Origin of the sequence: Amycolatopsis sp. NPDC051371, from assembly GCF_040682155.1 — a bacterium.
Taxonomy (GTDB): domain Bacteria; phylum Actinomycetota; class Actinomycetes; order Mycobacteriales; family Pseudonocardiaceae; genus Amycolatopsis.
Genome location: NZ_JBFBAG010000027.1, coordinates 107,128 through 131,663 on the forward strand (window position 1 = coordinate 107,128; position 24,536 = coordinate 131,663).

Genomic DNA, 24,536 nt, shown 5'->3' on the forward strand with positions numbered 1-24,536 from the left:
CCGACCCGTGCGAGCCGTGATAGGTCTCTTAGCGGTGCCGACAGGCGTGGCTATTGACGTTGTTCGTTGGTGCGGTTCGTCCGTTTGCTGCTGGAGGACGGGTCGGCGCGGTGGCTGTTGACGATGTCGAGCGTGTGCAGGATGCGCGGCTGGTCGCTGCCGACGACGGCCGAGTTGGATCGGTGGCCCAACTGGGGGCGCAGCGACGGCCGCACGGGGTCGCCTGGTCCGGCGCGGGAGCGGATCGCGCGCGTGTAGTTCCTCGGCAGCTGCCGTCGATGCCGGCTCATTTCACGAGCCGCGCAGGCGAGCTGGAAACATTGGACCGGATCGCTGAGTCGGTCGGTGAGACGTCGGAGTCGGGTGCGCCGGTGGCGGTGGTTGTCGGCCCCGGTGGTGTGGGGAAGACCGCTTTGGCCATCACATGGGCGGTGCGTAACGCTAATCTGTTTCCTGATGGGCAGCTATATGTCGACATGCAGGGCTTCTCGCCGGAGTCGGCGGCCGCGCCGCAAGAGGTCTTGGCCGCGTTCTTACGTGCGCTCGGGGTTGAACCTGGGCATGTGCCGGTGGAGCTCGCGGAGCAGGTGACGTTGTTTCGGACGGTCACGGACGGTCAGCGGCTGCTGGTCTTGGCCGACAACGTCGCGTCGGTGTCACAGGTGCGTCCGCTGGTACCGGCGGAGGCTGGGTGCATGGTGGTGGCCACGAGCCGGTTGCGTCTTGGCGGCCTGTTCTCCGAGGGAGCCCAGTTCGTGGAGCTGGATCCGTTGCCGCACACCCATGCGGTGGAGTTGCTGGCTCGCACCGTAGGTCAGCGGCGGGTCGCCGATCAGCAGCAGGATGTGGTGGAGCTTGCGAGGTTGTGCGGGCGGCTCCCGATCGCATTGCGGGTTGCTGGTGCTCGGTTGGTGTCGCGTCCCCGTTGGCCGGTGGCGCGGGTGGTGGCCGAGTTGATCGATGAACGGTCTCGGTTGAGGCGGCTGTCCACGGATGGGGACGCGCTGGTGGCCTCCACGTTCGACTGGTCGTATCAGGCCTTGCCGGACTATGTGGCGCGGCTGTATCGGCTGATGTGCGCGTTTCCGGGCTTGGACTTCGGGGCTGGTGCGGCGGCCGCGGCGGGTCAGCTGAGCGACCAGCAGGCGGTCGACGGGCTGCAGATGCTGGTGGATGCGAGTCTGCTGGAGGAGGTCGACGTCGACCGATATCGCTTCCATGATCTGGTCCGCTTGCATGGTCGCGCGCAATGTACTGACGAGTGCTTCGAGGTCGTGCCCCGGATCGGGCAGTGGTACCTGCTGGAAATGACGCGCGCGAACCTGGTTGTGATTCCGATGCGCTGGCGAGTGAGTTCCGTAGCCGAGCGTTTGCAGGGTGAGTCGGCTCGGTTCGCCTCGGATGGTGCGGCGTTGGATTGGCTGGCGGGCGAGCTGCCGAACGTGCTGGCGGTGCTGGAGGCCGCGGTCGCGGACCGGCATGACGAGCTGGCGTGGCAGCTGTGTGAGGCGTTGTGGGAGCTGATGCTCTATCGCAAGCACTATCCGGAGTGGCTGCGTTCGCACGAGCTGGGCATCGTCGCGGCGCAGCGGTGCCGGAATCAGGTGGCCGAATCGCGGCTGCGCTACCAGCTTGGTCGTGCCTACCTGGATCGGGGGCATCTGGAGGCGGCGGAACAAGAGACTCGGCAGGCAGCTGATTTGGCGCGGGAGGCGGGGGACCGGCGCAGTGAATCGGCTGCGCTGGAGCAGCTGGGCATGGTGGCGCAAGGCCGCGGTGAGGTGGACGCGGCGGTGATGCTGTTCACCGACACCCTGCACCTGGAACAGGAGCTGGGGATCGACCGGGGCGTGGCATCGCGGCACCGCCGGATCGGGGAGGCGTTGTTGCAGGCCGGTCGCGAGTCGCAGGCGGCCTGCCATTTGGAGGCGGCGGAGCAGTTGTTCGCCGATTTGGGCGATGAGAAGGGTGCGGCGCGGGTGGCGCTCGGGCTGGCCCGGATCGACGCGCGATCCGGGCGCCCGCAGGTGGCGCTGCGCCGGCTGCGGCAGGCGCGTGAGGTGCTCGGCGGGTCGGGCTCAGCGGTGTATGAGGCCGAGGTGCTGCTGGTGTGGGCTGAGGTCGCCGACAGCGACGATCAGCTGGAGGCGGCCCGCGGCTACCTGTCCGAGGCCGTCGCGTTGCTGGGTGAGGTGGGGGGTGCGGCACTCGAGCGGGCTCAGGCCGCACTGCAGGTGCTGGGTGTGGCGGACGTCGGCGAGCTCGCGCAGTCGCCGCCCGGTGATCAACCACAGGTAGGTGCTGACGGCGGCGAGCTCGACGGCGACGGTGGGGATGACGGTGGTGTCTCCGGTGCGGTCGCCGAGCAGTAGCCGGGTGGCATCGAGTGGCACGGCGCCGAGGGAGAGTCCGGGAAGTCGGTCGAACAGTCTGGCCAGGACCGACCGTCCGTCGGCCTGGCATGGCTGCGGCGGGGCGATGAGGACGTCGGCCAGCTGCTGGCGTGTGTGGAAGTAACGGCTGGTGCGGGTGCTGAGCAGTGAGCCGCGGCGACGGCCGTGGGTGTAGTGCCAGGTGGTGAGGGGCTTGGTGGTCGTTTCGGCGGGTTGCGGGGTGATGACCGCAGCGTGGGTGGTCATGACATCACCGCCGCAGGCAGAGGAACGGGGGAGACGGGCACGGCTCGCGTGGGCTCGGGAAGGTCGAGCATCCGGTACATCGTGCGGCGCAAGATCTGCCCGGTCTCGCCCGGGCGGGAGCTGAGCAGGCCGCGGATGAGGCTGGACAGCCCGGCCTCATCGCGGATGTCGGCCGCGGCGTGCAGTTGCGGCGCGAGCGGCTGATCCAGCTGCCAGCGGGGTGCCCGTTCGGCGAGGACGCCGGTGGGCGTGCCGGGCAGCAGCGGCCGGCCGGTGGCGTGAGTGAGCAAGATCGAGGCGCCGGTGGCGGCGCCGTAGCCGGTGACGGAGCCTTCGTCGCCGATGACGTGGTCGGCGGCGGCCAGGGCGGCGCGCCAGCCTTCGTCGGGGGGAATGAGGGTGAGGCCGGCGCGTAGCGCGTCGGCGAGCCAGGCGCGGACCTGCCAGGGGCTGTGGTGAGCCCAGATTTGCGGGTGCAGGGCGGCGAGGACGCGATAGTGGTCGCGGGGTAGTTCGGTGACGACGCGGTCGAACAGGTCGGGGAGGCGTCCGAACGCGGAGTTGGGTGACCAGGTGGAGGTGACGACGACGACTTGCTGGTCGTCGGCGGCGCCGAAGGCGTGTCGGTAATGGTCGCGGTAGGGGAGGCTGGCGGTGAGGCGGTCGAGGGCGATGTCCCCGGCGACGAGCGCGGTGGGCAGGGCCTGTGGGCAGACCTCGGCGAGCAGTTCGCGTTCGCGGTCGTGGACCAGGACGATCGTGTCGACGCGGACGCGGCCTTCGTGCATCAGCTGGTCGGGGCCGAGGCCGGTGCGCAGTTGCGTCGGTGAAGTGCTGGCTCCGGGTGGGCGCCAGTGCCGGTACTGGCCGAATCCGCCGCCGTGGGGAATGAGCAGGGTCGGTGCGGCGAGGTGGTCGAGACCGCGGACGCTGCCGGCGAGAACGAGGTCGAAATGGCTGCGGCGGGCTTGGGCCCAGGGCAGTACGGTGCCGTCGATGGCGTGGAGGAAGTCGTGGGTGGCTTGCCAGTTCTCGTCGGCTTCGGGGTTGGTGAACACGACCTGGATGCGGTGGTCGGCTTCCAGTAGCGGCAGCAGGTCAAGCAGGCGGGTGCCGGCGACGATGTGCGGAATGGACACAAGTACGGATTTCGTGCTGTGGCGGGTGGCGAAGTGCTGATCGGCGCGGCCGATCGAGCTGCGTATCCAGGTGTCGGTCATCGTGTATTTCTCCCTGGCATCGTGGGCTTAAGCCCAGGTTGCTGGGAGGGCTTGAGAAACGGCTTTCAGGCCGCAGGCCTGGTCATTGACAGTTGATCAACGTTGATCGTCAGTGTGGTCTTTCTGGTGCGGTGGAGCGATGTCGCGGCGGTGGAAGGAGGTCGCCGTGGCGTGGTTCGTGAATCGTGATCGCTGGGTTGATCGGCCCGGCGACGTGAATTGGAATAATCGCATTACGTTGCTTATCTGTGACCGTCTGGTGGTGGTGCGCTGCCGGTAGTGGTGGTTTCTGTCGCGATACTGTCCACGGGTTCGCGGTGTCCGGAATCTGTCATCTGTCACGTCTGGTCTGCGGGGAAAGCTGCGATGGCCTGCTGATTCATCTGCGGTTACGTGATCAGCTGTGATCATCTTTTCAGGACATTCGAGGCTGTGAACTGGCTGTTGGCCGGGGTGAGTGTGAAAATGTCGGGGGCGGCGAGGGATGGCGATGCGGTTTTGCCATGGGGAGGGGTCTGGGTGGAAATCGGCTTCGGAATACTTGGGCAAACGGTCTTGCTTCTGCACGGGAATCCGGGCGTGAAGCCCGTGCGCGGTAGGCCCGGCAAGGTGTTGGCGGCGTTGCTGGCGCAGCCGAACCAGCGGGTGCCGGTGGACACCGTTGTCACCTGGGCGTGGGACGAGCGGGAGAACCTGCCGCAAGATGCCCTGGGGACACTGCATCAGGTCGGCGCCCGGCTGAGGCAGGTCTTCCAGGCCGACGGTGTTGATCCACGCAGCATCAGCATCGCCAAAGGCGGTTGCCGGCTGGATGTCGATGATCAGCGGATTGACTACCGGCAGTTCCGGGCGATGATGACGCGCGCGCGCGGATTCCACGACCAGGGGCAGCACGATCGGGCCCACGTCGAGGCGCTGGCCGCGCTGCGGCTGCGTCGCGATGAGCCGCTGGGGGACTTGCGAACCGATGCCGCCGACGACTGGCGCCGTCGCTGGCAACGCAACGAGTGGATTCCGGCCAACGCGTTCGTAGCCGCCGAGCAGTTGCTGCTCGGACAGACGGAGCTGGCCGTGGACCGCCTCGAGGAGCTTGATGTCGCGCACCCGATGGAGCTGAGCCTGGCGAAGCTGCGAATCCGCGCGCTCGTGGCAGCCGGTCGGGGGTTGGAGGGATCGGAGTACTTCCGGCGGGTCTACCGGGAGTTTCAGGAGCGCGGGGACCCGCAGGCGGCCGATGAGCTTCTCGCCGTCTACAACGAGGTGATCAAGCCTGGCGCGGTCCCGTTCCCGGCATTGACGCGGCCATCTGCGCCGCCGGTGGAGAAACCGGCTGTCGATGATCAGGTACTTGCGCCTGTCTGGCATCTCGCACCTGATGTCGATGGTGTCGTAGGACGCGACGGCGTGATCGCGGAGCTCGACGCATTCACCACCGACTCGGCGGGCCTTCCGCGTCCGGAGGTGGTGATGCTTACCGGCGGGCCGGGTGTGGGCAAGACGACGGTGGCGCTGAAATGGGCGCACCGGGCGGCGAGCCGGTACCCGAGCGGTGTGGTCATGCTCGACCTGCGCGGCGACGGCCAGACAACCGGGGCGACCGCCGCGGACGTTGTCGAGCTGCTGCTGGAGTTGTTGGATGTCCAGGTCGATCAGATCGTGTCCTCGATCGCGCGTGCGGCGCGGCTGACCCGTTTGCTTCAGCAGCGTCGGCTGCTGGTGATCTTGGACAACGTAGCCCGGACCGACCAAGTCGAGCCGCTCTTGGGCGTCTTGGCGGCGTGCACGGTTGTGGTGGTGACCCGGCAGCGGCTCTCGGCGTTGCTGGCGGCGCGGACGAGCCCGGTGGTGACGGTGGCGCCGTTGTCGGCGGAGGCGGCACGGGAACTCTTGGAGCGGCGGGTCGGAGTGCGGGTCCGGCAGGACTCGGCCGGGGTGAGCGGGCTGATCCGGCTCTGCCAGGGCAACGCGCTGGCATTGACGTTGGTCGCCGTGCGGGCGGCGGCTCGAGCGGGCATGCGGTTGACGACGCTGGCTGAGGCCTTGCGGGATGCGGACATGTTGCTGGATCTGGGAAATGACGGCGACGGGCCGGGGCGGAGCCTGCGGTCGGCGTTCACGTTGTCGTTTCAGGGCCTGGCGCCTGCCGAGCAGCGAACTTTCGCGATGTTGGGGCTGCACCCCGGTGTCGAAGTGGCCTCGGAGGCGGTCGCGGCGGCAGATGGCCGGCCGGCATCGAGCGTGCGGCGCTCGCTGGATGTTCTGGTGGCCGCACATTTGATCGAGCAACCCGGTGATCTTGACCGTTACCGCATGCACAACCTGTTGCAGCTGTTCGCGGGATCGCTGGCGCGGAAGCTCTCCGATGTTGTCGCGGCGCGGCGCCGGTTGCTCGAGTTCTACTTGGTGACTGCGTTCGAGGCGCATCGGATGGTGTATCCGGGGCGGGGGCGCCTGGATATGCCGCAGATCAGTGCTGGTGTCGTGGCGGCACGGTTCGCCTCGGTGGCCGCGGCGCGGCAGTGGTTCTTGCGTGAGCGCACGACCCTCACCGCATCCGTCGAACTTGCCGCGCAGGTTCAGCTGCACGAGGTCGCGTTCACCTTGCCGTCGCTCACCGCGGATGTGTTCGACCGGCACGGCTACTTCGGCGACATCATCACCGGGTTCACGGTCGCGGCGTCCTCGGCCGCGGCGGTGGGCGACGTGGATGCCGAGGCCTCCAGCTTGAACGATCTCGGGCACGTTTTGCTGCTGATGGGACAGGACTCGCGTGCGGAGCCGTATCTGGAGGCCGCGTTGCGGCTGGTCGACGCGCACGGTATTGGGATTGGCCGGGTGACGGTGATGCTGAACATGGCGCGGCGGCATCTGCACGCTGGGCGGGTGTCGCAGGCGGTGACGATGTCGCGCGAGACGCTGGCGGCGGCGCGGGTGCTGGGGGAGCCGGAACGGTGTGCTGCGGCGCTGCATCGCCTTGCAGATGCGCTGCTGGAGCAAGGCGGCCACCAGAGCGATGCGCTTGAGCTGTATCGGGAGGCGCTGGCGTTGCGAGAGCTCATCGATGACGGGCCGGGTCGCATCCTCACCCATATCGCCATGGGTGACCTGCTGACCCGGATGGGACGGTGCGAGGAAGCGGACGAGCAGTGCCGCAAAGCGTCTGCGCTGGTCAGCGTGAGCCAGTACTTGCCGGCGGCGATGAAGCTGAACACTGTTCTCGCGCGGCTGCGCCACGCGGAGGGCGATGACCGGGCGGCGTTGAAGCATGCGCATCGGGCGGTTGAGCTCGCGGATCGGTCCGGGCATGCGACCGGCCGGGGCAGGGCACTGGACACGTTGGCTCAGATTCTATGCGATCGGGGCAATCTCGATGACGCGCGGGCGTTGTGGGAGCGGGCGGCGCTGCTGTTCCGTGATCGGGAGCGAGTCGGGCAGGCGCAGCGGATCGAGGCGCTGCTGGAGGAGCTGGATTTCGCGGTGATTCCACAGGCTCGTGACGGCGACACGGTGGCGATGCCGTCTCCGCGGTTGTCGCGCTCGTAGCCCGCGCGGGCTACGATCCCCTGCGGAGAGCCTCGGGTGGCGTCGCCCGCGTCGGCGATGCGGGCGCTCGTCTACGGGGTGCCCGATCAGTGTTGCTGATGACGCCGCGGCTTGCGGTGTGTTCCGGGGCACGCCGAGCGGGCGGATCTTCCGTGTGGTGTCCGTTCGTGTTGAGCCGTTGACTGCAGCGTGTCGACGGCAGGTGTCTGGAGCACAGCGCCTTCTCTGGGTGAACCACGCCGCGCGCGCCACGGTGGGATGACCCGTCGGTGGGCACCGGGAGTCGCGAAGGGCTGCTGGACTGTCGATGAGGTCGGAGCGGTGGGGACGTCGGCGGTGTACGTGGCGGTGCTCCGCTGCTGAGCAGCGTCGCGAGTTTGCAGGGAAGTCCGATCCGATTCCACGGTATGCGGTGAATGTGTGCCGCGTGCTGTGGCCACTGGGATGATTGTGTCGTGATCGAGGTGCGCACTCGCTGTTGAACGACGAGGTGTTGCGACATGTTGTTGGTTGAACACTGTTCTTTTGTAGTGTTCGCGTCGGGCGTGCTCGGATGCGCCACGGCGGGCGCGTCGAGATAGTGTTACTCATTGTGATATTGCTGATCTCGCATGGTAGTGATCGTTCCCGCGTTGCCGGTGCTCGTGTGCCATGATCGAAAATCTTCACAGAGCGAGAACGGGCGTATCGCCTGATCGAGTGGCGTTACCAATGAGTAATGTGAATTACCCTCACGTAAACGGTGGAATTGTCAGTTAGCGTTGCTGTGAGTTGCCGGATGCGTTGCCGACCCCCTGGTGAGGGTCACCAAGTCGTAGGCTAGGTTCGTCGCCAATGCGTGGATTTCAATACGTGCTCCGAACCACGAGGTGACGATGAAGCGTTTCTGTCTGGGCCTGCTTGTGGCTGGCGCCATGTCGGTGCCGTCCGCGGCGATCGCGTCTGCTGCGACCGTGGCGCCTGCGTCGGTATCCGTCGCAACGCCTGCGTCTGCGGCTGTGCCGGCGCACGCCGACTTGGCAGTCCCGATGGCGCAGTGCGACTACTGGCGCTATTACTGAGCGTGATGGGGCGCCCGGCAGCCTGCTGGGTACCCCATCGTCGTTGGTGATCTAGCGATTCAACCTTCAACAAGTCGCCGTGTTCAGTTCACGATTGTCGAGGACGTCCCGGTCCGCGAAGTTCGACACCGGCGTCTAGCAGCATTCGCTTCGTGACGTCCCGACCCAGGCCGAATCTCTTGCCGGTTTCGATGATCGACTTGCCGCTGTGATAGGTCTCGACCATTCCTGGTGGAGCGGGCTTCACCATCGGCCGCTTCTCGCGAAACTCCACACCCTGGCTTCTGAGCACTCTGCGCAGTGTGCGATAACTTCCATCGAAGGCTTCCATCAGCACACTGAGCGTGTCGCCTGCCCGATATCGGCGACTCAACTCGTCTGCTTCAGCAGGAGATAGATCCTCGGCAAGTCGCCGTGGCCGCTCGCAAGGGTTACGTGCTCCTTCGGCTTCGCTCATGAGATCACCGCCGCCCGAACAGCTGATCCGGCATCGCCGAGGCGTGGTGTGACGTTGCTCCGGCCTCAGGCGATCTGAGGTGCTCATCCAGGCAAAGCCACGTACGTGGACGTATGCACCGCCAGACGAGTTCTACTCGTTCGCTCGTGTGAGCGACATACGACTCTGTTGTGGTCATCGCTGGTTCACCTCCCGAATCACGAGTGAGTTCCCGGCGCTGTGCGATCTGTCGTCGGTGACGGGAATGACGACGCTGCGGCTTGTGACGCGCTTTACGCGCACGGATCGCCGGACAGATATGAGTCGCGCGACGACCTGCGTGGCGCCGCCAGGCTCGGCCAGGCCACTGATTGGCATTCCATCCTCACCAGGGGTAAGAAGGGTGGGCGTTCGCCGTTCGAGACCGGGTGAGCTAGCCGGGGCCTTGTCAAGGACGCTGTGACGGCCGCGTCTGTTACACCCGGCGCAGGAAATGTCGAACTGGATCCGATCAACCTCGCGGCCGCAGCGCGCAAGTCTGTGGCGGGCGAGGTTTCCTGCCGATTAACCTCAGGCGTCTGCCTGGGCAGACCGGTTCGAGCCGTTAGGAGCGGGCTAACAGGGAGCGAGAGCGGTCGGCAGGTGATGGCTTTCCGGCCAGTAGGCAGGATATCGCTATCGGGGGTGCAGGGCCGCATCTCCTAGGGCTTGTCGAAGTTGGCAGAAGCTTGTGAGAGGTCGCGTGCCGCCGTGCCGACGTTCTGCTGGCTCTCGTGCGTTCCGCGTGTGCTGCCCTGACCGCCGTCGTGTTGTGCGAAGCCGCTGATGGGAAGGGCGTCGACGGCATCGAGTGCGTTACGGCGCAGCCAGCGCACAGTGCGGTGGTACTGCCCCAGTGTGTCGCGGGCAGATAAGTAGGTGGTGGCGTGGTGGTGTTGGACCGCGACCACGAGGGTGATCTTGTCTTGCTGATAAGCGGTGAACGGGCTGATCAGGCCCGGCGGGCAGGCGTCGGAGGACGCGATCTTGATGGTGACGTTCGGGCGGACGGCCAGCTTCCTCAGGTGCTCGAGCTGGTCGGCGTAGATGTAGGTGGGGCACGCGTGCAGGGCTGTATCGCCGATGAGAAAGGTGTAGCGCCGGGTGCGGTCGGCGAAGTTCCGGCTCCGCGTCGCGGCGGCGAACGATCGGACGCCGTTGTCCTGTGGGTCGGCGAGGGGATGGTTGGCGAGGTGGATTTCGTGTGCGGGGGTGCGCAACAGGTCGGGGATGAGAGCCGGTGCCCAGGTGATGGTGTCGGTCGAAAGGTGCTCGAAGTGCCAAGCGATTGCCTCGTGGTGGCCGGCATGCGAGTCGACGAGGTCGGGGTCCTCGCTGTGGCGGGCCAGCTGGAGGAGACGATCAACTGTGGTGGCGTCGACCTTCAGCGCGGTGAGCAGCACCGCGAGCGTGACGATCGGTGGCGTGCGCCTGCCGAGTTCCAAGGCTGAGAGGTACTGGGCCGAGATGTCGAGGGAGCGGGCGAAGGCACGCAAACCGACGTTCCGGCTTTCGCGTGCTCGGCGGAGGGCGACGCTGATGGCGAGACTCGCGGGGGTCTGCACGGCGTTGACGGCTTGCTCGGGGTAGTGGATGGGGCGGCTGCGCAAGGTGGTTCTCCGGAGCGAGTTCGGGCAGGTCATGGCAGATTGCGGAGTCCGTCGAGGACCCGCTGCATCAGAGCGGTCGCTGGTGCCTCCAGCTGGGGTTGCGACGTTCGCGGTGGTCGGACACCGATTTGCTCGCGAAGTGGAGCGGCTGGTCCCCTTGGCGGCGCTGTGGCGGTCGGTCGCTGAACTTGCGGGCGATTTCGGTGGGTGCGCGCGGGCCGGCGGTGGTGATCGACGAGCTGGAGGACGATCGCGATGACGACGGGCGACGTCATGGTGGTGAGCACGACCGTGACCGACCAGCTCACGCTGACCTTATGGGCCGCGTTCGGGTCGGTACGGGCATGCGAGCTGGCCTCTCCCGGTAGGCGGGTTGGTGGTTGGGTAGTCGGTGCGATGCCCGGACGCGCTGGGATGGCAGCCGGCGTCTCGGGCATCCCACCTGGTGCTCGGCCGGGGGTGCGGCTCCGGCCGGGTCGTCCCGGTCGCCTTGCCGTCAGGCCACCGACTTCCGGACTCACCCAGTTCGGCGGCTGGGGTGCCGTGCTGGCACGCACAGCGCGTCGGAAGGCCAGAGGCTCAAGGCGGAGAGCAACGAGATGCTCCTGCCTGCTGGTTCGGCGGAGCGAGGTGAACGACGACGGCGGCCACGAGGGCCGCGGTGTCCGGGGCGGTGGACGGTGGTCCGTCGGGCCACCAGGAGTCGGCTTGGATGATGCCGGGCGGCAGGAGCGTGGTGCCCTTGACCATGGCTTCGATGTCGCCGCGGGTGGCGACAGCGCCGCGGCCGAGCGCGCTGCTGCGCAGGCGGTCTTCGAAGGTGAGAGCCATCGGCGTGTGCTCTGGGGTTTCGGGGTCGAACAGGTGTGTCAAGGCCAGGAAGGAGCCGGCAGGCAGCATCGCGATGTGGGCTTGGACGACATCGGTGACGTCAGTGCGGGTTCCGCCGTGGAAGGCCAGGATCCCGCCGAGGATCAACCCGATCGGGTGGCCGTGGTTGATGGTGCCGTCTTCGTTCATCTCACGCCACATCTCGTCCGGGGTGAGCGGATCGGTCTGGATGACCTGGATGTCGCCGGCGCGGTGCTCGGCGACGGCGCGCAGGACGGCGGCGGCGAGCGGATCGTGTTCGACGTAGGTGACGGCCGCGGTGGGGTTCGCTCGGTGGATGATGCGGTGGAGGTCGTCGTCGCGGGGACCGGGGAGCGGTGCGCCGGCGACGACGAACTGGTCGACGTAGCCGGCCAGGTAGCGCGCGATACGCAGGTGCGCGGCGTGTTCGGAGGAGAAGACGTAGCCGATTGCGGGCATGGCGGCCTCGAGATGGCGACGGGTGTCCAGCTCGATGTCGTGGGCGTCCTGGCCGAACAGGAACGCGTCGTAGAGGTATGGCAGGTTCGCCCTGGTCGAGTCGGCGCCGACGGGCCGGTGCCAGATCGGCATCGTGCCGGGTGCGCGAGTGGACATGGTGGACGCTTTCTTCGGTGGTGCGGGTGGTTGCTGTGCTGTGTTCGGCCGGCGCGGAACGAGCGCGACGTTAGGCAGTAGGGCTTACTGCCGGAGTCGGTCATTCTGAAGTGGGATGCCCTGTTCGCGCCGGTAGGCCGAGTCGCACGGAGGACACATGCGAGGAACGCCGTGGGCACGGCGATCGCTCAGCGGCTGGAACTTAGCTTCCGCAGTCTCGCCGCAGAGCATGGTGATGACCTGCCCGGACTCGGGGATCCTGGCCAGCCGGGGGCGGTGCCAGTACCCGTTGACAACGGGACGGAGCACCGCCGGATCGAGGTAGATCACGGCGCTCACGAGGCGTCGACCCCCCGGGTCGTCCGTGCGTCTCGCAGCGCCGCCGTCAGGGCGCCGCCGAGCTGGTTGCGCAAGCAGGCCGCCTGATCGGCGCCGAGAATTAGCGGCTCGTTGCGTGGCGTCGAGCTGATCAACGCGATCCGGCCGTCGTCACGAACGTCGACTTCGACGTGCGCGGAGTCTCCGCGCAGGTCGACACCCTCGACGAACTGCTGGGTAGACAGTGGTTGACTCATAGTTATGGACGGTACAAACGTGCTGGTCACAAACGTTTCCTAGGAGGAAACCCAGGTCTGTACCCTGTGGGTATGGACTCGATCGGTACGACGATCCGACGCCTGCGCCGCTGGCGAGGCCTGTCTCTCGAACAACTCGCCGGCCTGTCCGGCCTGTCCAAGGGCTACCTGTCCAAGATCGAAAACGAACGAACGGCCATCGACAAGCGCTCCACGCTGGTCGCCATCGCCGGCGCGCTCCGCGTCAGCCTTTCCGACATCACCGGCGACGGCCTGGAGATCCGGGACCCGCAGGCCGACACCGCGATCCCGGCTATCCGCGACGCCCTGCTCAGCACCGACCTCGACGGCGCCGAGCCGCCGATCGGTGACCTCAGCCAGCTGCTCTCGGAGACGCAGCTGCTGGCCGCGTTGCGCCAGGCGAACCAGGACGCTGAGGTCGGTGCCCGGCTTCCCGAACTGCTGATGGCGCTCCACACCCACGTCGACAAGCCTGAAGCGCTGCGATCACTCGTCACCGCCACGCACACCACCGCGCTGCTGAGCAAGGGCCTCGGTGCGTTCGAGCTGGCCTGGATCGCGGCCGACCGCGGCCACGAGGCTGCGCAGCGGCTCGGCGAACCCGGCTGGATCGCCCTCGCCGAGTTCGCGCGCACACAGGCGCTGTCCGGGCTGGGCGCGCACAAGCGAGCCGCGAAGCTCGCCGAGCGCGCGCTCGAGTACGTGCCGGCGGACGCCTACGACGTGCGGGGCGCGCTCACGTTGACGACGGGCTACACCGAATCGGTGCTCGGTGGCGATGCGACGGCCGCGCTGGACGAGGCGGCCGGCCTGGCCGAGCACGTCGAGTACGGCAACGAGAACTTCCTGCTGTTCAGCCCGCCTAACGTCGTGCTCTGGCGTATTTCGTCGGCGCTCGAACGAGGGGATCATGCCGAGGCCGCGCGGCTAGCGGCGACTGTCAACCCGGCTGAGCTGACCATCGATTCGCGGCGCACGACGTTCCTGATCGAGCACGCGCGGGCCCTCTACGGCATCCGTCGTCCGGACGAGGAGGTGCTGGCGCTGCTCATCCGTGCCGAGAAGCTGGGGCGCATCAGGACGCGGACGAATCCGTTCGTGCGGGAGATCATCTCCACGATGCTCGCGCGAACCCGGCGCGAAGGCGTCGCTCGTGAAGTCCGCGGGATGGCAGATCGGATGGGCCTGCTGAAAACGGCTTAGATCGAGACTTTCAGTGATTTCGGACTGCCCGACGGTGTCGACAACTGCTCTGGCGGGGATGTGGAGCTTGGACGCAGTTGGGGAATTGCTCGAAGATTTTGCTCACGGTCGGCTCCAAGTCGACGCGGGCACGGACTTTGCGGTGGGTGGCGTTGAGGTCTTCTTTCCAGTCCGGCAACTCGCTGCCGTCTCGCGGTTGGCGATAGGGCATGACGACCTCCAGATTGCCTTGGTAGCCACCATCAGCCATGACTGGCCGGTCAACGAGGGTCTCGGCGATGCCGCAGTCGCGGTAGACGGTGCAGTCGTTGCGGCTGCCCGGTCGCGGGTCGCCGGTGGCGATCACCAGCCGGGTCTCGGCGTCGATCGCGACCTGCACGTTGGTCGAGTAGCGGTAGTTCTTCGACGGTGTCGCCAGTTGGTGATCTCGGGTGGGGACCAGGGTGCCGTCCACGATCGCGACCGCGTCGACCCGGCGTTTGCGGGCCGGTGCCAGCGCCAGCAGCGGCTCGATTGTGTCGACCCGGTGCGCCGCGGAATGCGACACCTCGAACAGCGGCCCGATCTGGCGCATTGTCAGGTTCGTCCGCCAGTAGGTCGCGACCAGCAACACTCGTATCGTTGACCATGCCCGTGGCTTTTCTGTAGTGATCATCTTGCTTCGACAACAAGAATGATCAAACAGTCACGGGGTCTGCCCAGACTTCGGTTGACACCGGAGCTGACTGTTCTCAGGCCGCTGACGCGGTCGTGTAGATGGTCTCAAACTCGACCGGGGTGAGCTTGCCCAGCCCTCGTTGTCGGCGTTTGCGGTGGTATTTCGTCTCGATCCAGGTGACGATGGCCAGGCGGAGTTCTTCCCGGGTCGGCCACCGTCGAGTGTCCAGAACGTTCTTCTGCAGCAAGGAAAAGAACGATTCCATGGCGGCGTTGTCGCCGCAGGCGCCCACCCGGCCCATCGACCCGGTCAGCCCGTGAGCATGCAGCAGGCGCCGGTAGGCAGCTGATCGGAACTGGGCGCCGCGATCGGAGTGGACGACGGTACCGCGCGGGTCGCGGAGCGTGATTGCGTTGCGTAACGCGCTGACGGCGAGTGAGGCCCGCATGTGGGAAGCGATGGAGTAGCCGACGATCTTGTTGGAGTAGCAGTCCTTGAGGGCGCACAGATAAAGCTTGCCCTCGCTGGTGGGATGCTCGGTGATGTCGGTCAACCACGTCACGTTCGGTGAGTCGGCGGTGAAGTTCCGGCGGACCAGGTCGTCATGCACCGGTGGCCCCGCCTTCTTGTAGCGTCCTTTCTTCTTGGCGTGCAACGAAAAGATCTGCTGCATCGAGCAGATCCGCCACACCCGATTCTCTGAGGCGGTGAACCCGCGGCGGGCGAGTTCGTCGGCGATGAACCGGTACCCGTCGGCCGGGTCGTCGGCGTGGATGTCGAGCGCGGCGTTGATCAGGTGCGCGTCGTCCCAGTCGCGCTGGGAGACCGGGGCTGCGCACCACTGGTAGTAGGCCTGCCGGGAGATGCCCAGCACCCTGCACGTGACCGCGACCGGCACCCTGATCGGGGCGCCGGCCGCGGCCAGGTCACGGACGAGCGGGAAGGCTATTTTCCCGGCAGATTGCCCTGCGCGAGGTAGGCGGCGGCCTTGCGCAGGACCTCGTTCTCCTGCTCCAGCAGGCGGTTGCGTTTGCGCAGTTCCCGTAGCTCGGCGGACTCCTCGCGGGTCACGCCGGGGCGGGTGCCGTCCTCGACGTCGGCGGCGCGCAGCCAGTTGGCCAGGCAGGATTCGGAGATCCCGAAGTCCTTGGCGACCTGCTTCAACGGGGTCTCGCCGCGGCGGGCCACGGCGATCACGTCGTCACGGAACTCACGCGGGTAGGGCTTGGGCACGATGACATCCTTCCAGGCGAGGCCGAAGCCTCACACGTGAGGTGTCAACCAAACCCTGGGCAGACCCTGTGCCCCTGCCCCTGCCCCTGATTCAGTGAAGGTGGTGCAGTGTCTTAGGTTGCGCTGACGAAGTAGCCGTCGCTGTCGAGGATGCGGTAGTCCTTGTAGAAGGTGCCGACGTCGTTGCCGGCGCTGCGGTTCTGGGACAGGTTGATCGGTTTGGCTGAGTAGCCGACCGTGCCTCCGTTGTCGCTGTAGGCGGCGCCTTGGTAGGTGGAGCGGAACGGGTATTCGTCGCAGTCGAGGGTGCCGCCCTGGGTGTAGCCGGTTCCCCAGAATTCGACGCAGGTGGCGACGGCTTTGGCGTGGTTGCGGTTGTAGGTGGCGAGATCGTAGTCGCGGTAGATCCGGGTCAGCGGGGTACCGGCCTGGACCGAGCCGGGGATGAGGGTGAAGTTCCCGGGCTTGGTGGTTTCGGGGCGGTACTGGGCCGCGGCGAACCGACGTGTCAGCGGATCAAAAGGTCAGCTGTCGCCGCGCTGAACGCCGGGCAACTCGAGCTGACCGCCACGGAGCGACGGTTCGACTGCGACCTGTTCGGCCCGCTGCTCGGCGCTCTGCGCTCGCGGACGGCGACGAAGGTCAACGCGCAGATGTACACCCCGGGAGACATCGCCTGCGCCCTGACCGCGGTTGCGCTCGACGACCTCAAGGCCGGGCAGTCGTTCTGCGACGACACCGTCGGCACCGGCGGGCTCCTCCGAGTGGCCGCCCAGGTCGTCCGTAGCCACGGTCTCGACCCGGCTGACATGCTGTGGTTCGCCGCGGACACCGACGAACTTGCCGTCGCCGACACGGCGGTGAACGGCCTGCTGTGGGGCCTCGGCTCCGGGGTGACCTTGTATGTCGGCGACACCCTCGCTCATCCACATTGGCCCGAGGAGGCCCGTCGAGGACGAGCGTGGTTCTCCGAGCGGGTCCACGGGCTGGAACCGGGGATGCAGGCTCTCGACTTCCTCAAGCGACTCTGAGATTGGGTCATCGACGCGCCGCCGACGGCTCAGGTGACCGCTCCGCCTGGCCGTTCCTGCTAACTTCGCCGGGTGCAGCAAGGCGAGCGGAAGATCGCGGCCGGCCCGGCCGCGCCGGTCGGTACGACCTTCCGCTACGTCGACATGGTCGAGATCGGATCGTGGTTCAACATCGGCCACCGCGCCGTCGCGAACTGGCGCTCCCGCTACGCCGAGTCCCACCCTTTTCCCGAGCCCGACGTCGTCATCGGACGGACACCCGGCTGGTCACCTGACCGAAGGATCGAAATCGAGCGATGGGCGGCGGCACGACGGGGCCAAGGTGCCGGCGGTGGCCGTCCGCGCAAGGTGGACGGCGACTGAGGATGAACTCGAAGCGCTGTACATGCGGGTCGGCGTTCGAGCACATCGTCGCGGCAGAGCGCCGGCGGATCGAGGAGCTGACGGAATGGGAGTCCATCATCTTGTCGAGTGCCCACTGGAACCGCTCGGACGTCAACAGACGTCGCCGCGCAGGACGATCCGGCCCGGCACGCCCCCTTGTTCGAGCCGGTCCAAGGACCGTTGCACGCTCTCGGCGTCGAGCGGGGAGTCGAGGACGGGAATGTGCGGCAGCGCGCCGCATTGGGCGAGCTCGACGAGGGAGTGCAGCTCGTCCGGGGTGCCGACGAAGCTGCCGCTGATCGTCACCATCTTCAGCGCCATCAACGCAGTCGGCACGGTCAGTTCACCACCGAAGAGGCCGACCTGCACCAGGTGGCCACCTTTGCGGAGTGCGTCGAAGCCCGCGGAGGCGGTGGTCCCGTTGTTGACGAAGTCGATCACCGCCGCCACCGGGCCGTGGCACGCCTTCACGATGTCCTTGCCGAGGGCGTCGCTCGTGGCCGTGACGGTGGCCGACGCGCCGAGTTCCGTGGCGATCGCCAGGTTCCGCTCGACGAGGTCGACGGCGCAGATTGCCTGGTGACCCAAGGATTTCAGCGTCGCGATGGCGGTGAGGCCGACTCCGCCGGCCCCGATCACCACGACGGGTTCGTCCGGTGTGGACGGCTGCACCTTCTTCACAGCGCTGAATGCGGTCAGGCCGGAGCACGCCAAGGTGGCTGCCCAGCTGAGGTCGAGTCCCGCGATGTCTTCGAGGTACCTCTCGTCGGGCACGACGATGTGGTCGGCGTATCCGCCGTGGCGGGCGACTCCGAGGTTGCGGCCGGCGGCGCAGTAGTTGTCCCGGCCTGCGGCGCACTGAGGGCAGTCGCCGCAGCCGATCCACGGGTACACCAGGCGGACGTCGCCGGGCCGGTGCGCGCGCACCTCGTCGCCGACCTGCGCCACGGTGCCGACCACCTCGTGGCCCATCACCAGCGGGTAGGTGACACCGCGATCGGCGAGACGGAGACGGCCGCGGCTGCCGAGGTCGTAACCGCCCTGGCGCAAGTGCGTGTCGGTGTGGCAGACACCGGACCGCTCGACCTTGAGCAGCACCTGCTTGCCTGTGGGGCGCGGAGTCGGCAGCTCCAAGCCGGTGACGACGGAACCTTCACCCGTGACGGCGAACGCGTGCATTTCGTGCTCCCTCTGCCGGGGACGACCGGCGAACTCCTTGGTACCACCGGGTTCACCGTCGGCCGGTGTCCCGATTTGGAACACGCCTGTGTCGCGCTCGGTGCGCCACGCTCGTCGGAGACCAGCGACGAAACGAGGAGCGCATGAGCAGGTACCGCACGACCAACCCGGCGACGGGCGAACTCGTCGAGGAGTTCCCGGCGGCGTCCGACCAGCAGATCGACGAGGCTCTCGACCGGGCGCACGCCGCCTACCGGCAATGGCGCGCCGTGCCGCTGGAGCAGCGCGCGGCACTGCTGCGCCGGATCGCTGGAGTGCACCGGGAGCGCGCCGACGAGCTCGCCGAAATCCTGACGCTGGAGATGGGCAAGCCGATCGCCGAGGCCAGGGGAGAGGTCGCGCTGGTCGCCTCGATCTACGAGTACTACGCCGAACACGGCGCGCGGTTCCTCGCCGACGAAAAGCTCGACGTCGCTGGGGAAGCCGTCATGCGCACGGAACCGATCGGCGCCCTCGTCGGGATCATGCCCTGGAACTTCCCCTACTACCAGGTCGCACGGTTCGCCGCACCGAACCTGATGCTGGGCAACACGATCCTGCTCAAGCACGCGCGGAACTGTCCGAAGGCGGCGCTGGAGATCGAGGCGCTGATCACCGAGGCCGAGGCCCCGGACGGCGTGTACGTCAACGTCTTCGCCGACAATGCCCAGATCGCGCGGATGATCGGCGATACGCGGGTGCAGGGGGTGTCGCTGACCGGCTCGGAGCGCGCCGGCGCCGCCGTGGGCGAGGTCGCCGGCCGCCACCTGAAGAAGTACGTGCTGGAGCTCGGCGGTTCCGACCCGTTCATCGTGCTCGACGCGGAGAACTTGGACGCCACCGTTTCCCAGGCCGTGCGGAACCGGCTGTTCAACGGCGGCCAGGCATGCACCGCGTCAAAGCGCTTCATCGTGCTGGCCGACGTGTACCCCGAGTTCCTCGACAACTTCGTCCGGGCGATGCGGGACCGGGCCGCCAGTCTCGGCCCGTTGTCGTCGCAGAGCGTCGTGGACGACCTCGCGGAGCAGGTCGACGACGCGGTGGCGAAGGGAGCGACATTGCACACCGGTGGCCGCCGCGGAGGCGGTCCGGGCGCCTTCTACGAGCCCACCGTGCTCACCGGTGTGACGCCGGAGATGCGCGCGTACTCCGAGGAACTGTTCGGTCCCGTGGCCGTGGTCTACCAGGCTGCTACCGCGGCCGAGGCCATCGCACTGGCCAACGAGTCGCCGTACGGGCTGGGCGCCGCCATCTACACCTCGGACATCGCGCAGGCGCGCGCTCTCGCCGAAGAGCTGGAGTGCGGGATGGTGTGGATCAACGGCACCAGCAAGAGCGCTCCTGACCTGCCGTTCGGGGGCGTGAAGCGGTCTGGTGTCGGGCGGGAGCTGGCCGAGCTCGGCATCACCGAGTTCGCGAACAAGAAGCTGGTCCGGATTCCCTGAAAGTGAGGGCGCGCGGCGCGCCCTCACTCCAGGCCGAATTCACGCATCTTGCGGTAGAGGGTGTTGCGGCCGATCCCCAGTTCCTGAGCTGCGCGGCTGCGGTTCCCGCCAGCGGCCCGTAGTGCGTCGGCCACGGCCTTGCGCTCGGCGGACTCGAGCAGGCTCAGCGAGCGCCGCGGTGTCCGGAGCTCGCCGGGCAAGTCCTCGACCTCGACGGTCCCGCCGTCCACTCGCCGCGCCAGCTGGGCGACGGTGTTGCGGAGTTCGGCGATGTTCCCCGGCCAGTGCCAGGACAGCAGCAGGTCCCACACCGGCGGCGAGAGCCGGGTCGCCGATGCCGGTCCGGGCAGCTCGGCGAGCACGGCTCGGATCAAGGTGGGCAGGTGCGACCGGCTGCGGGCGAGCTCGGGCAGCCGCACGGTGGTGGCGACCTGCCGCACCAGACCGAGGACCGCGTCACTGGCGTCGTCGAGGTCGGCGGTGAGCGCGATCGGGCCCCCCGGGGCGGCGAGCGCCTGGACCTGTGCGGCGGACGGCACGGGCGCGGTGTGGATCCGCCGGAGCACCAGCCCGCGGCCGTCGGCGGCGGCCGCCCGGGCGTGGGCGAACCAGTCGGGGTCCAGGTGCGGTTCCACGACGACCGGGTCCGCGGCGCCTTGCCGCTTCAGCACGCGCAGGGCCGTTCGGAGTTTGCCTGTGCCGCTCGCGCCGGTGCACGCGACCAGTTCGCGGTGGCGGACGGCCGTTTCGAGCTCGCGGTCGACCTGGTCGTCGAAGTGCAGGGGCTCGCGCAGCACCGGAGCGACAGCGCCGCTGGAGTCGTCCTCGCGGGGAATGGGCCGCCCGGAGAGCAGCCTGACGCTGTAGGCGGCCCGGCCGCCGTCGTGCACCGGCTCGACAACGGCGTCGTAGCGGCCGTCGGAGAGCGGCACCGGCATCCGCTGCGGCCGGGACGGCGCGTGCTCGCTGAGGAACTGCCACAGCAGCGGGTGCAGTTCCGGCCCGGCGTGCACGAGGCCGAGCCGGTTGGCCAGCACGGTCTCCTCGTCGACGACGAGGACGCCGGTGTTCACGCCGTCGAGGGACAGGCAAGCCTGCACGAACCGGCGGCGCCGGTCGCCGGCCTCGTCCAGGATCCTGGCCTCGATCTGCCGGCCGATGTCCCCGGCCAGCACTGTCATCAGCGGGTGCACGTCGCGCACCGCGCAGGCCAGGGAGAAAGTGCCGACTAGCCGACCGCTGGCGGGCTCGATGATCGGGGTGCCGGCGCAGGTGAGGTCCTCGAGCAGCGCATTGTAGTGCTCCGGGCCGCGGACCAGCACCGGCCGGCGTTCGACCAGCACCGTGCCGATGCCGTTGGTGCCGATCGACTGCTCGGAGAAGTCGAACCCCTCGGCGGCGTGCGCCCGGTCCATGACGTCGCGCTGGCGCCGCACGTCGGCGTACCGCAACACGATCCGGCCGCTGACGTCGGAAAGGACCATGGCCACGGCGACGTCGGCGAGGCTGTCCTTGAGCCGGCTGAGCACCGGCTCGGCGGCGCGGTAGAGCGCCGAGCTCGTGTGGTCGGGCTCCCGGTAGTCGATGCGGGCGGGCAGGACGGGAACCTCGTCACCGACGCACCGCCGCCAGCTCATCTCGATGTGTTGGGGCACGCCGGTACGCCCGGGCGGCTCGGTCAAAAGCCCGCCTTCGACCAGGGCTTCACGGCTGCGGCGGATCCGCTCGCGCTCGGCCCGCGACAGCACCGGCAAGGCCGGGGTTTCGTCTCGACGCATCGTCGCCTCGCGGTCGGTCTCGGGGTGCGCCCCGCCCGCCCGTACGCCGGCAGCGGCGCCAGCCCCATCGTCAATATGCCTCACGCCGCCGCCCGAACGCCACAGCGGTGCACCGACGGTAGTCCCGTTCGCCTCGAGCCTGGGTGTTCCGTTTCGGCACACCCGCAGCGTTCCGAATCGGAACACCCGAGGTAATGGCCGCCCTCGTCACAGTGAGTCCCACACCACAACCGGGACGGGCCACGACGGTCCGTGACGAGTTCGAGGAGGAACGGATGACAACGGCGCCATCGGCCCGCCCGCCGGGCACTTCAGCCGAGTCGGAGGCGCTGCGCGCGCTCTACGCCGACTGGACCGAGCTGATCGCCACCACCCCCGGCCTGACGCCCCGCTTGTTCCGCAGCATCTTCGACGAGTGGCACCAGCCCACTCGCGAGCCCGAGGACGTGACCTACCGCGAGGAGACCGTCGGCGGGGTTCCAGGCATCTGGACGCTGCCGGCCGGCGCGGACACCGCCAAGGTGCTGCTGTACACCCACGGCGGCGGCTTCGCCGTCGGCTCGGCGGCCAGCCACCGCAAGCTGGCGGCGCACGTGGCCAAGGCGCTCGGCGTCACCGCGTTAGTGCTCGACTACCGACGGGCCCCCGAGCACCCGCACCCGGCGCAGGTCGAGGATGGCGTCTCGGCGTTCACCGCCCTGGTCGAGCGGGGAGTCGCGCCCGCGGACATCACGACGATCGGCGACTCGGCCGGCGGGAACCTGGCGATCGCCATCCCACTGGCGCTGCGGGAGCAAGGCCTGCCGCTGCCCGGACACGTCATCGCGTTCTCGCCGTGGCTGGACATGGAGAACTCCGGCGAAACACTGGTGACGAACGATGCCACTGATGCCCTGATCTCGGTGCCCTTGCTCGAAGGCATGATTGCCGGCGTCCTCGCCGACGGGGCAATCGATCCGAAGACGCCGCTGGCGAACCCGCTGTATGCCGACTTCACCGGCTTCCCCCGGCTCTACGTCAATGCCGGCTCGGCGGAGTCCTTGGTCGACAACGCCACCCGGGTCGCCGCGAAGGCCGAGGCGGCGGGCATCGACGTCACGCTGTCGATCGCCGAAGGCATGCAGCACGTCTTCCCTTTCTTGGCCGGCACCGCGCCCGAAGCCGACGCCGAACTCGCCGCGATCGCGAAGTGGCACCTCAGCTGACCCGTCATCCCCAGGAGTGATCATGAGCACCACCAGTACCCCGGACGTCGACGCGATCGTCATCGGCGCCGGCTTCGGCGGCATTTACATGCTGCACAAGCTGCGCAACGAACTGGGCCTGTCCGTGCAGGCGTTCGAAAAGGGCGGCGGCGTCGGCGGCACCTGGTACTTCAACAAGTACCCCGGCGCCAAGTCCGACACCGAAGGATTTGTCTACCGCTACTCTTTCGACAAGGACCTGCTTCAGGAGTGGGACTGGACCACCCGGTACCTGGAGCAGGCCGAGGTGCTGACCTACCTCGAGCACGTCGTCGAGCGCTACGACCTCGGCGGTGACATCCGGCTGAACACCGCGGTCACGGCCGCCGTCTTTGACGAGGCCACCGACCTGTGGCGGGTCACCACCGCGGCCGGCGACACGATGACGAGCCGGTACCTGGTCAACGCGCTCGGCCTGCTGGCCAAGAGCAACATCCCCGACATCCCGGGCCGTGACACCTTCGCCGGGCGCTTGGTGCACACCAACGCGTGGCCCGGAGACCTCGACATCACCGGCAAGCGCGTCGGCGTCATCGGCACCGGGTCGACCGGCACTCAATTCATCGCCGCCGCCGCGAAGACGGCCGGGCACCTCACGGTGTTCCAGCGCTCGCCGCAGTACTGCGTGCCCTCCGGCAACGGCCCGGTCGACCCGGCCGAGGTCGGCCGGACCAAGGAGAACTTCGACGCCATCTGGGAGCAGGTCCGCAACTCCGTCGTCGCGTTCGGGTTCGAGGAGAGCGGCGTCGAAGCGATGAGCGTGTCCGAGGAGGAACGCCGCCGGGTGTTCCAGGAGGCCTGGGACAAGGGCAACGGCTTCCGGTTCATGTTCGGTACGTTCTGTGACATCGCCACGAGCCCAGATGCGAACGCGGCCGCCGCGGCGTTCATCCGGAGCAAGATCGCCGAAGTCGTCGAAGACCCGGAAACCGCGCGCAAGCTGACGCCGACCGATCTCTACGCCAAGCGCCCGCTCTGCAACGAGGGCTACTACGAGTCCTACAACCGCGACAACGTGGAACTGGTCTCGCTCAAGGAGAACCCGATCGAGGAGATCACCCCGGCGGGCGTGCGGACGGCCGACGGAGTCGTGCAGGAGCTCGACGTCCTGGTGTTCGCGACCGGGTTCGACGCGGTCGACGGCAACTACCGCGCAATGGACCTGCGCGGACGCGAGGGCAAGCACATCAGCGAGCACTGGAGCGATGGTCCGACCAGCTACCTCGGCCTGGCGAAGGCGGGCTTCCCGAACATGTTCATGATCCTCGGCCCCAACGGGCCCTTCACCAACCTGCCGCCGAGCATCGAGGCCCAGGTCGAGTGGATCAGCGAGCTGGTCGGCGCTGCTGAGCGGGACGGGGTGACGACGGTCGAACCGACCGCGGCTGCCGAGAGCGCGTGGACCGCGACCTGCGCGGAGATTGCGGAGATGACGCTGTTTCCGAAGGCCGACTCGTGGATCTTCGGGGCGAACATCCCCGGCAAGCGCAACGCGGTCATGTTCTACCTGGGCGGGCTCGGCGCCTACCGGCAGCAGCTGGCCGCGGTCGCCGAGGCCGGCTACGAGGGCTTCGAACTGGTGCGGGAAGACGCGACCGCGGTCGCCTGAGCACCTTTCGGCGAGCGGCGGGGGGGCCCCTCGGGGGCGGCGGCGGACAGCTTGGGGACCGACGGGAGGAGCAAAGACGGCCCCACACACCGGGGGCGCGGGGGGGCCGCCCCCCCGCGCAC

The 24,536-nt window shown here is 68.0% G+C and carries 16 protein-coding genes and 1 pseudogene; 8 read left to right on the forward strand and 9 right to left on the reverse strand.

Going from position 1 to position 24,536, the window contains the following annotated elements:
* Nucleotides 1–110 precede the first annotated feature (110 nt).
* Nucleotides 111–2,372 carry an NB-ARC domain-containing protein gene (locus tag AB0M59_RS30085; protein ID WP_364621645.1) on the forward strand — a complete coding sequence of 754 codons (2,262 nt, stop codon included), beginning with the start codon at nucleotides 111–113 and terminating at the stop codon, nucleotides 2,370–2,372.
* Between the two features lie 263 nt (nucleotides 2,373–2,635).
* Here AB0M59_RS30085 and AB0M59_RS30090 read toward each other — a convergent pair whose 3' ends face one another.
* Complete coding sequence (locus AB0M59_RS30090) at nucleotides 2,636–3,859, reverse strand: hypothetical protein (RefSeq protein WP_364621647.1); 1,224 nt, start codon at nucleotides 3,857–3,859, stop codon at nucleotides 2,636–2,638.
* 432 nt (nucleotides 3,860–4,291) lie between these two features.
* On the opposite strand from AB0M59_RS30090, the gene AB0M59_RS30095 reads away from it, so the two are divergent.
* Nucleotides 4,292–7,402: a tetratricopeptide repeat protein gene (locus AB0M59_RS30095; protein WP_364621650.1), complete on the forward strand. Its 3,111-nt coding sequence runs from the start codon at nucleotides 4,292–4,294 to the stop codon at nucleotides 7,400–7,402.
* 1,149 nt (nucleotides 7,403–8,551) lie between these two features.
* Here the strand turns inward: AB0M59_RS30095 and AB0M59_RS30100 are convergent.
* From AB0M59_RS30100 to AB0M59_RS30115, 4 genes are all read right to left on the reverse strand, one after another.
* On the reverse strand, nucleotides 8,552–8,920 hold the full coding sequence (locus AB0M59_RS30100; RefSeq protein ID WP_364621653.1) for a hypothetical protein: 369 nt from the start codon (nucleotides 8,918–8,920) through the stop codon (nucleotides 8,552–8,554).
* A gap of 680 nt (nucleotides 8,921–9,600) precedes the next feature.
* On the reverse strand, nucleotides 9,601–10,548 hold the full coding sequence (locus AB0M59_RS30105) for a Scr1 family TA system antitoxin-like transcriptional regulator (RefSeq protein ID WP_364621656.1): 948 nt from the start codon (nucleotides 10,546–10,548) through the stop codon (nucleotides 9,601–9,603).
* Between the two features lie 579 nt (nucleotides 10,549–11,127).
* Nucleotides 11,128–12,015, reverse strand: a complete 888-nt coding sequence (locus AB0M59_RS30110) for an SAM-dependent methyltransferase (protein WP_364621658.1) — start codon at nucleotides 12,013–12,015, stop codon at nucleotides 11,128–11,130.
* Nucleotides 12,016–12,350: 335 nt separating this feature from the next.
* Nucleotides 12,351–12,590 (reverse strand): hypothetical protein, encoded by a 240-nt coding sequence (locus tag AB0M59_RS30115; RefSeq protein ID WP_364621660.1) that lies wholly within the window; start codon nucleotides 12,588–12,590, stop codon nucleotides 12,351–12,353.
* Nucleotides 12,591–12,662: 72 nt separating this feature from the next.
* Here AB0M59_RS30115 and AB0M59_RS30120 point away from each other — a divergent pair, with 72 nt between their 5' ends.
* A complete protein-coding gene (locus AB0M59_RS30120) occupies nucleotides 12,663–13,814 on the forward strand; it encodes a helix-turn-helix transcriptional regulator (RefSeq protein ID WP_364621662.1) in 1,152 nt (383 codons plus the stop codon).
* A gap of 94 nt (nucleotides 13,815–13,908) precedes the next feature.
* On the opposite strand, the pseudogene AB0M59_RS30125 reads toward AB0M59_RS30120, so the two are convergent.
* Nucleotides 13,909–14,430, reverse strand: a pseudogene (locus AB0M59_RS30125) (transposase family protein); the annotation flags it as partial.
* Nucleotides 14,431–14,545: 115 nt separating this feature from the next.
* Nucleotides 14,546–15,705 (reverse strand): IS3 family transposase gene (locus AB0M59_RS30130; protein WP_364621664.1). Its coding sequence is split into 2 segments (ribosomal slippage): nucleotides 14,546–15,424 and nucleotides 15,427–15,705, totalling 1,158 coding nucleotides; the frame shifts between segments, so codons are not numbered across the junction.
* A gap of 365 nt (nucleotides 15,706–16,070) precedes the next feature.
* On the opposite strand from AB0M59_RS30130, the gene AB0M59_RS30135 reads away from it, so the two are divergent.
* Both AB0M59_RS30135 and AB0M59_RS30140 read left to right on the forward strand, forming a co-directional pair.
* Nucleotides 16,071–16,736 (forward strand): N-6 DNA methylase, encoded by a 666-nt coding sequence (locus tag AB0M59_RS30135; RefSeq protein WP_364621667.1) that lies wholly within the window; start codon nucleotides 16,071–16,073, stop codon nucleotides 16,734–16,736.
* A gap of 72 nt (nucleotides 16,737–16,808) precedes the next feature.
* Nucleotides 16,809–17,099 (forward strand): hypothetical protein, encoded by a 291-nt coding sequence (locus AB0M59_RS30140; RefSeq protein ID WP_364621670.1) that lies wholly within the window; start codon nucleotides 16,809–16,811, stop codon nucleotides 17,097–17,099.
* 132 nt (nucleotides 17,100–17,231) lie between these two features.
* Here AB0M59_RS30140 and AB0M59_RS30145 read toward each other — a convergent pair whose 3' ends face one another.
* Nucleotides 17,232–18,299: an alcohol dehydrogenase gene (locus AB0M59_RS30145; RefSeq protein ID WP_364621672.1), complete on the reverse strand. Its 1,068-nt coding sequence runs from the start codon at nucleotides 18,297–18,299 to the stop codon at nucleotides 17,232–17,234.
* 143 nt (nucleotides 18,300–18,442) lie between these two features.
* Here AB0M59_RS30145 and AB0M59_RS30150 point away from each other — a divergent pair, with 143 nt between their 5' ends.
* Nucleotides 18,443–19,783, forward strand: a complete 1,341-nt coding sequence (locus tag AB0M59_RS30150; protein WP_364621675.1) for an NAD-dependent succinate-semialdehyde dehydrogenase — start codon at nucleotides 18,443–18,445, stop codon at nucleotides 19,781–19,783.
* Between the two features lie 23 nt (nucleotides 19,784–19,806).
* On the opposite strand, the gene AB0M59_RS30155 is transcribed toward AB0M59_RS30150, so the two are convergent.
* Nucleotides 19,807–21,561, reverse strand: coding sequence for a helix-turn-helix domain-containing protein (locus tag AB0M59_RS30155; protein WP_364621678.1), 1,755 nt, complete (start codon nucleotides 21,559–21,561; stop codon nucleotides 19,807–19,809).
* A gap of 275 nt (nucleotides 21,562–21,836) precedes the next feature.
* Here AB0M59_RS30155 and AB0M59_RS30160 point away from each other — a divergent pair, with 275 nt between their 5' ends.
* Nucleotides 21,837–22,766 carry an alpha/beta hydrolase gene (locus tag AB0M59_RS30160; RefSeq protein ID WP_364621680.1) on the forward strand — a complete coding sequence of 310 codons (930 nt, stop codon included), beginning with the start codon at nucleotides 21,837–21,839 and terminating at the stop codon, nucleotides 22,764–22,766.
* Nucleotides 22,767–22,788: 22 nt separating this feature from the next.
* The gene (locus tag AB0M59_RS30165; RefSeq protein WP_364621682.1) at nucleotides 22,789–24,414 is read left to right on the forward strand and encodes an NAD(P)/FAD-dependent oxidoreductase; all 1,626 of its coding nucleotides are present in this window, start codon (nucleotides 22,789–22,791) and stop codon (nucleotides 24,412–24,414) included.
* The last annotated feature ends 122 nt before the right edge of the window (nucleotides 24,415–24,536 follow it).

Coding starts and splice junctions, on each gene's coding strand:
- AB0M59_RS30090 (WP_364621647.1), bottom strand. CDS start 3,859: ATGACCGACACCTGGATACGCAGCTCGATCGGCCGCGCCGATCAGCAC.
- AB0M59_RS30100 (WP_364621653.1), bottom strand. CDS start 8,920: ATGAGCGAAGCCGAAGGAGCACGTAACCCTTGCGAGCGGCCACGGCGA.
- AB0M59_RS30110 (WP_364621658.1), bottom strand. CDS start 12,015: ATGTCCACTCGCGCACCCGGCACGATGCCGATCTGGCACCGGCCCGTC.
- AB0M59_RS30115 (WP_364621660.1), bottom strand. CDS start 12,590: ATGAGTCAACCACTGTCTACCCAGCAGTTCGTCGAGGGTGTCGACCTG.
- AB0M59_RS30120 (WP_364621662.1), top strand. CDS start 12,663: ATGGACTCGATCGGTACGACGATCCGACGCCTGCGCCGCTGGCGAGGC.
- AB0M59_RS30145 (WP_364621672.1), bottom strand. CDS start 18,299: ATGCACGCGTTCGCCGTCACGGGTGAAGGTTCCGTCGTCACCGGCTTG.
- AB0M59_RS30150 (WP_364621675.1), top strand. CDS start 18,443: ATGAGCAGGTACCGCACGACCAACCCGGCGACGGGCGAACTCGTCGAG.
- AB0M59_RS30155 (WP_364621678.1), bottom strand. CDS start 21,561: ATGCGTCGAGACGAAACCCCGGCCTTGCCGGTGCTGTCGCGGGCCGAG.
- AB0M59_RS30160 (WP_364621680.1), top strand. CDS start 21,837: ATGACAACGGCGCCATCGGCCCGCCCGCCGGGCACTTCAGCCGAGTCG.
- AB0M59_RS30165 (WP_364621682.1), top strand. CDS start 22,789: ATGAGCACCACCAGTACCCCGGACGTCGACGCGATCGTCATCGGCGCC.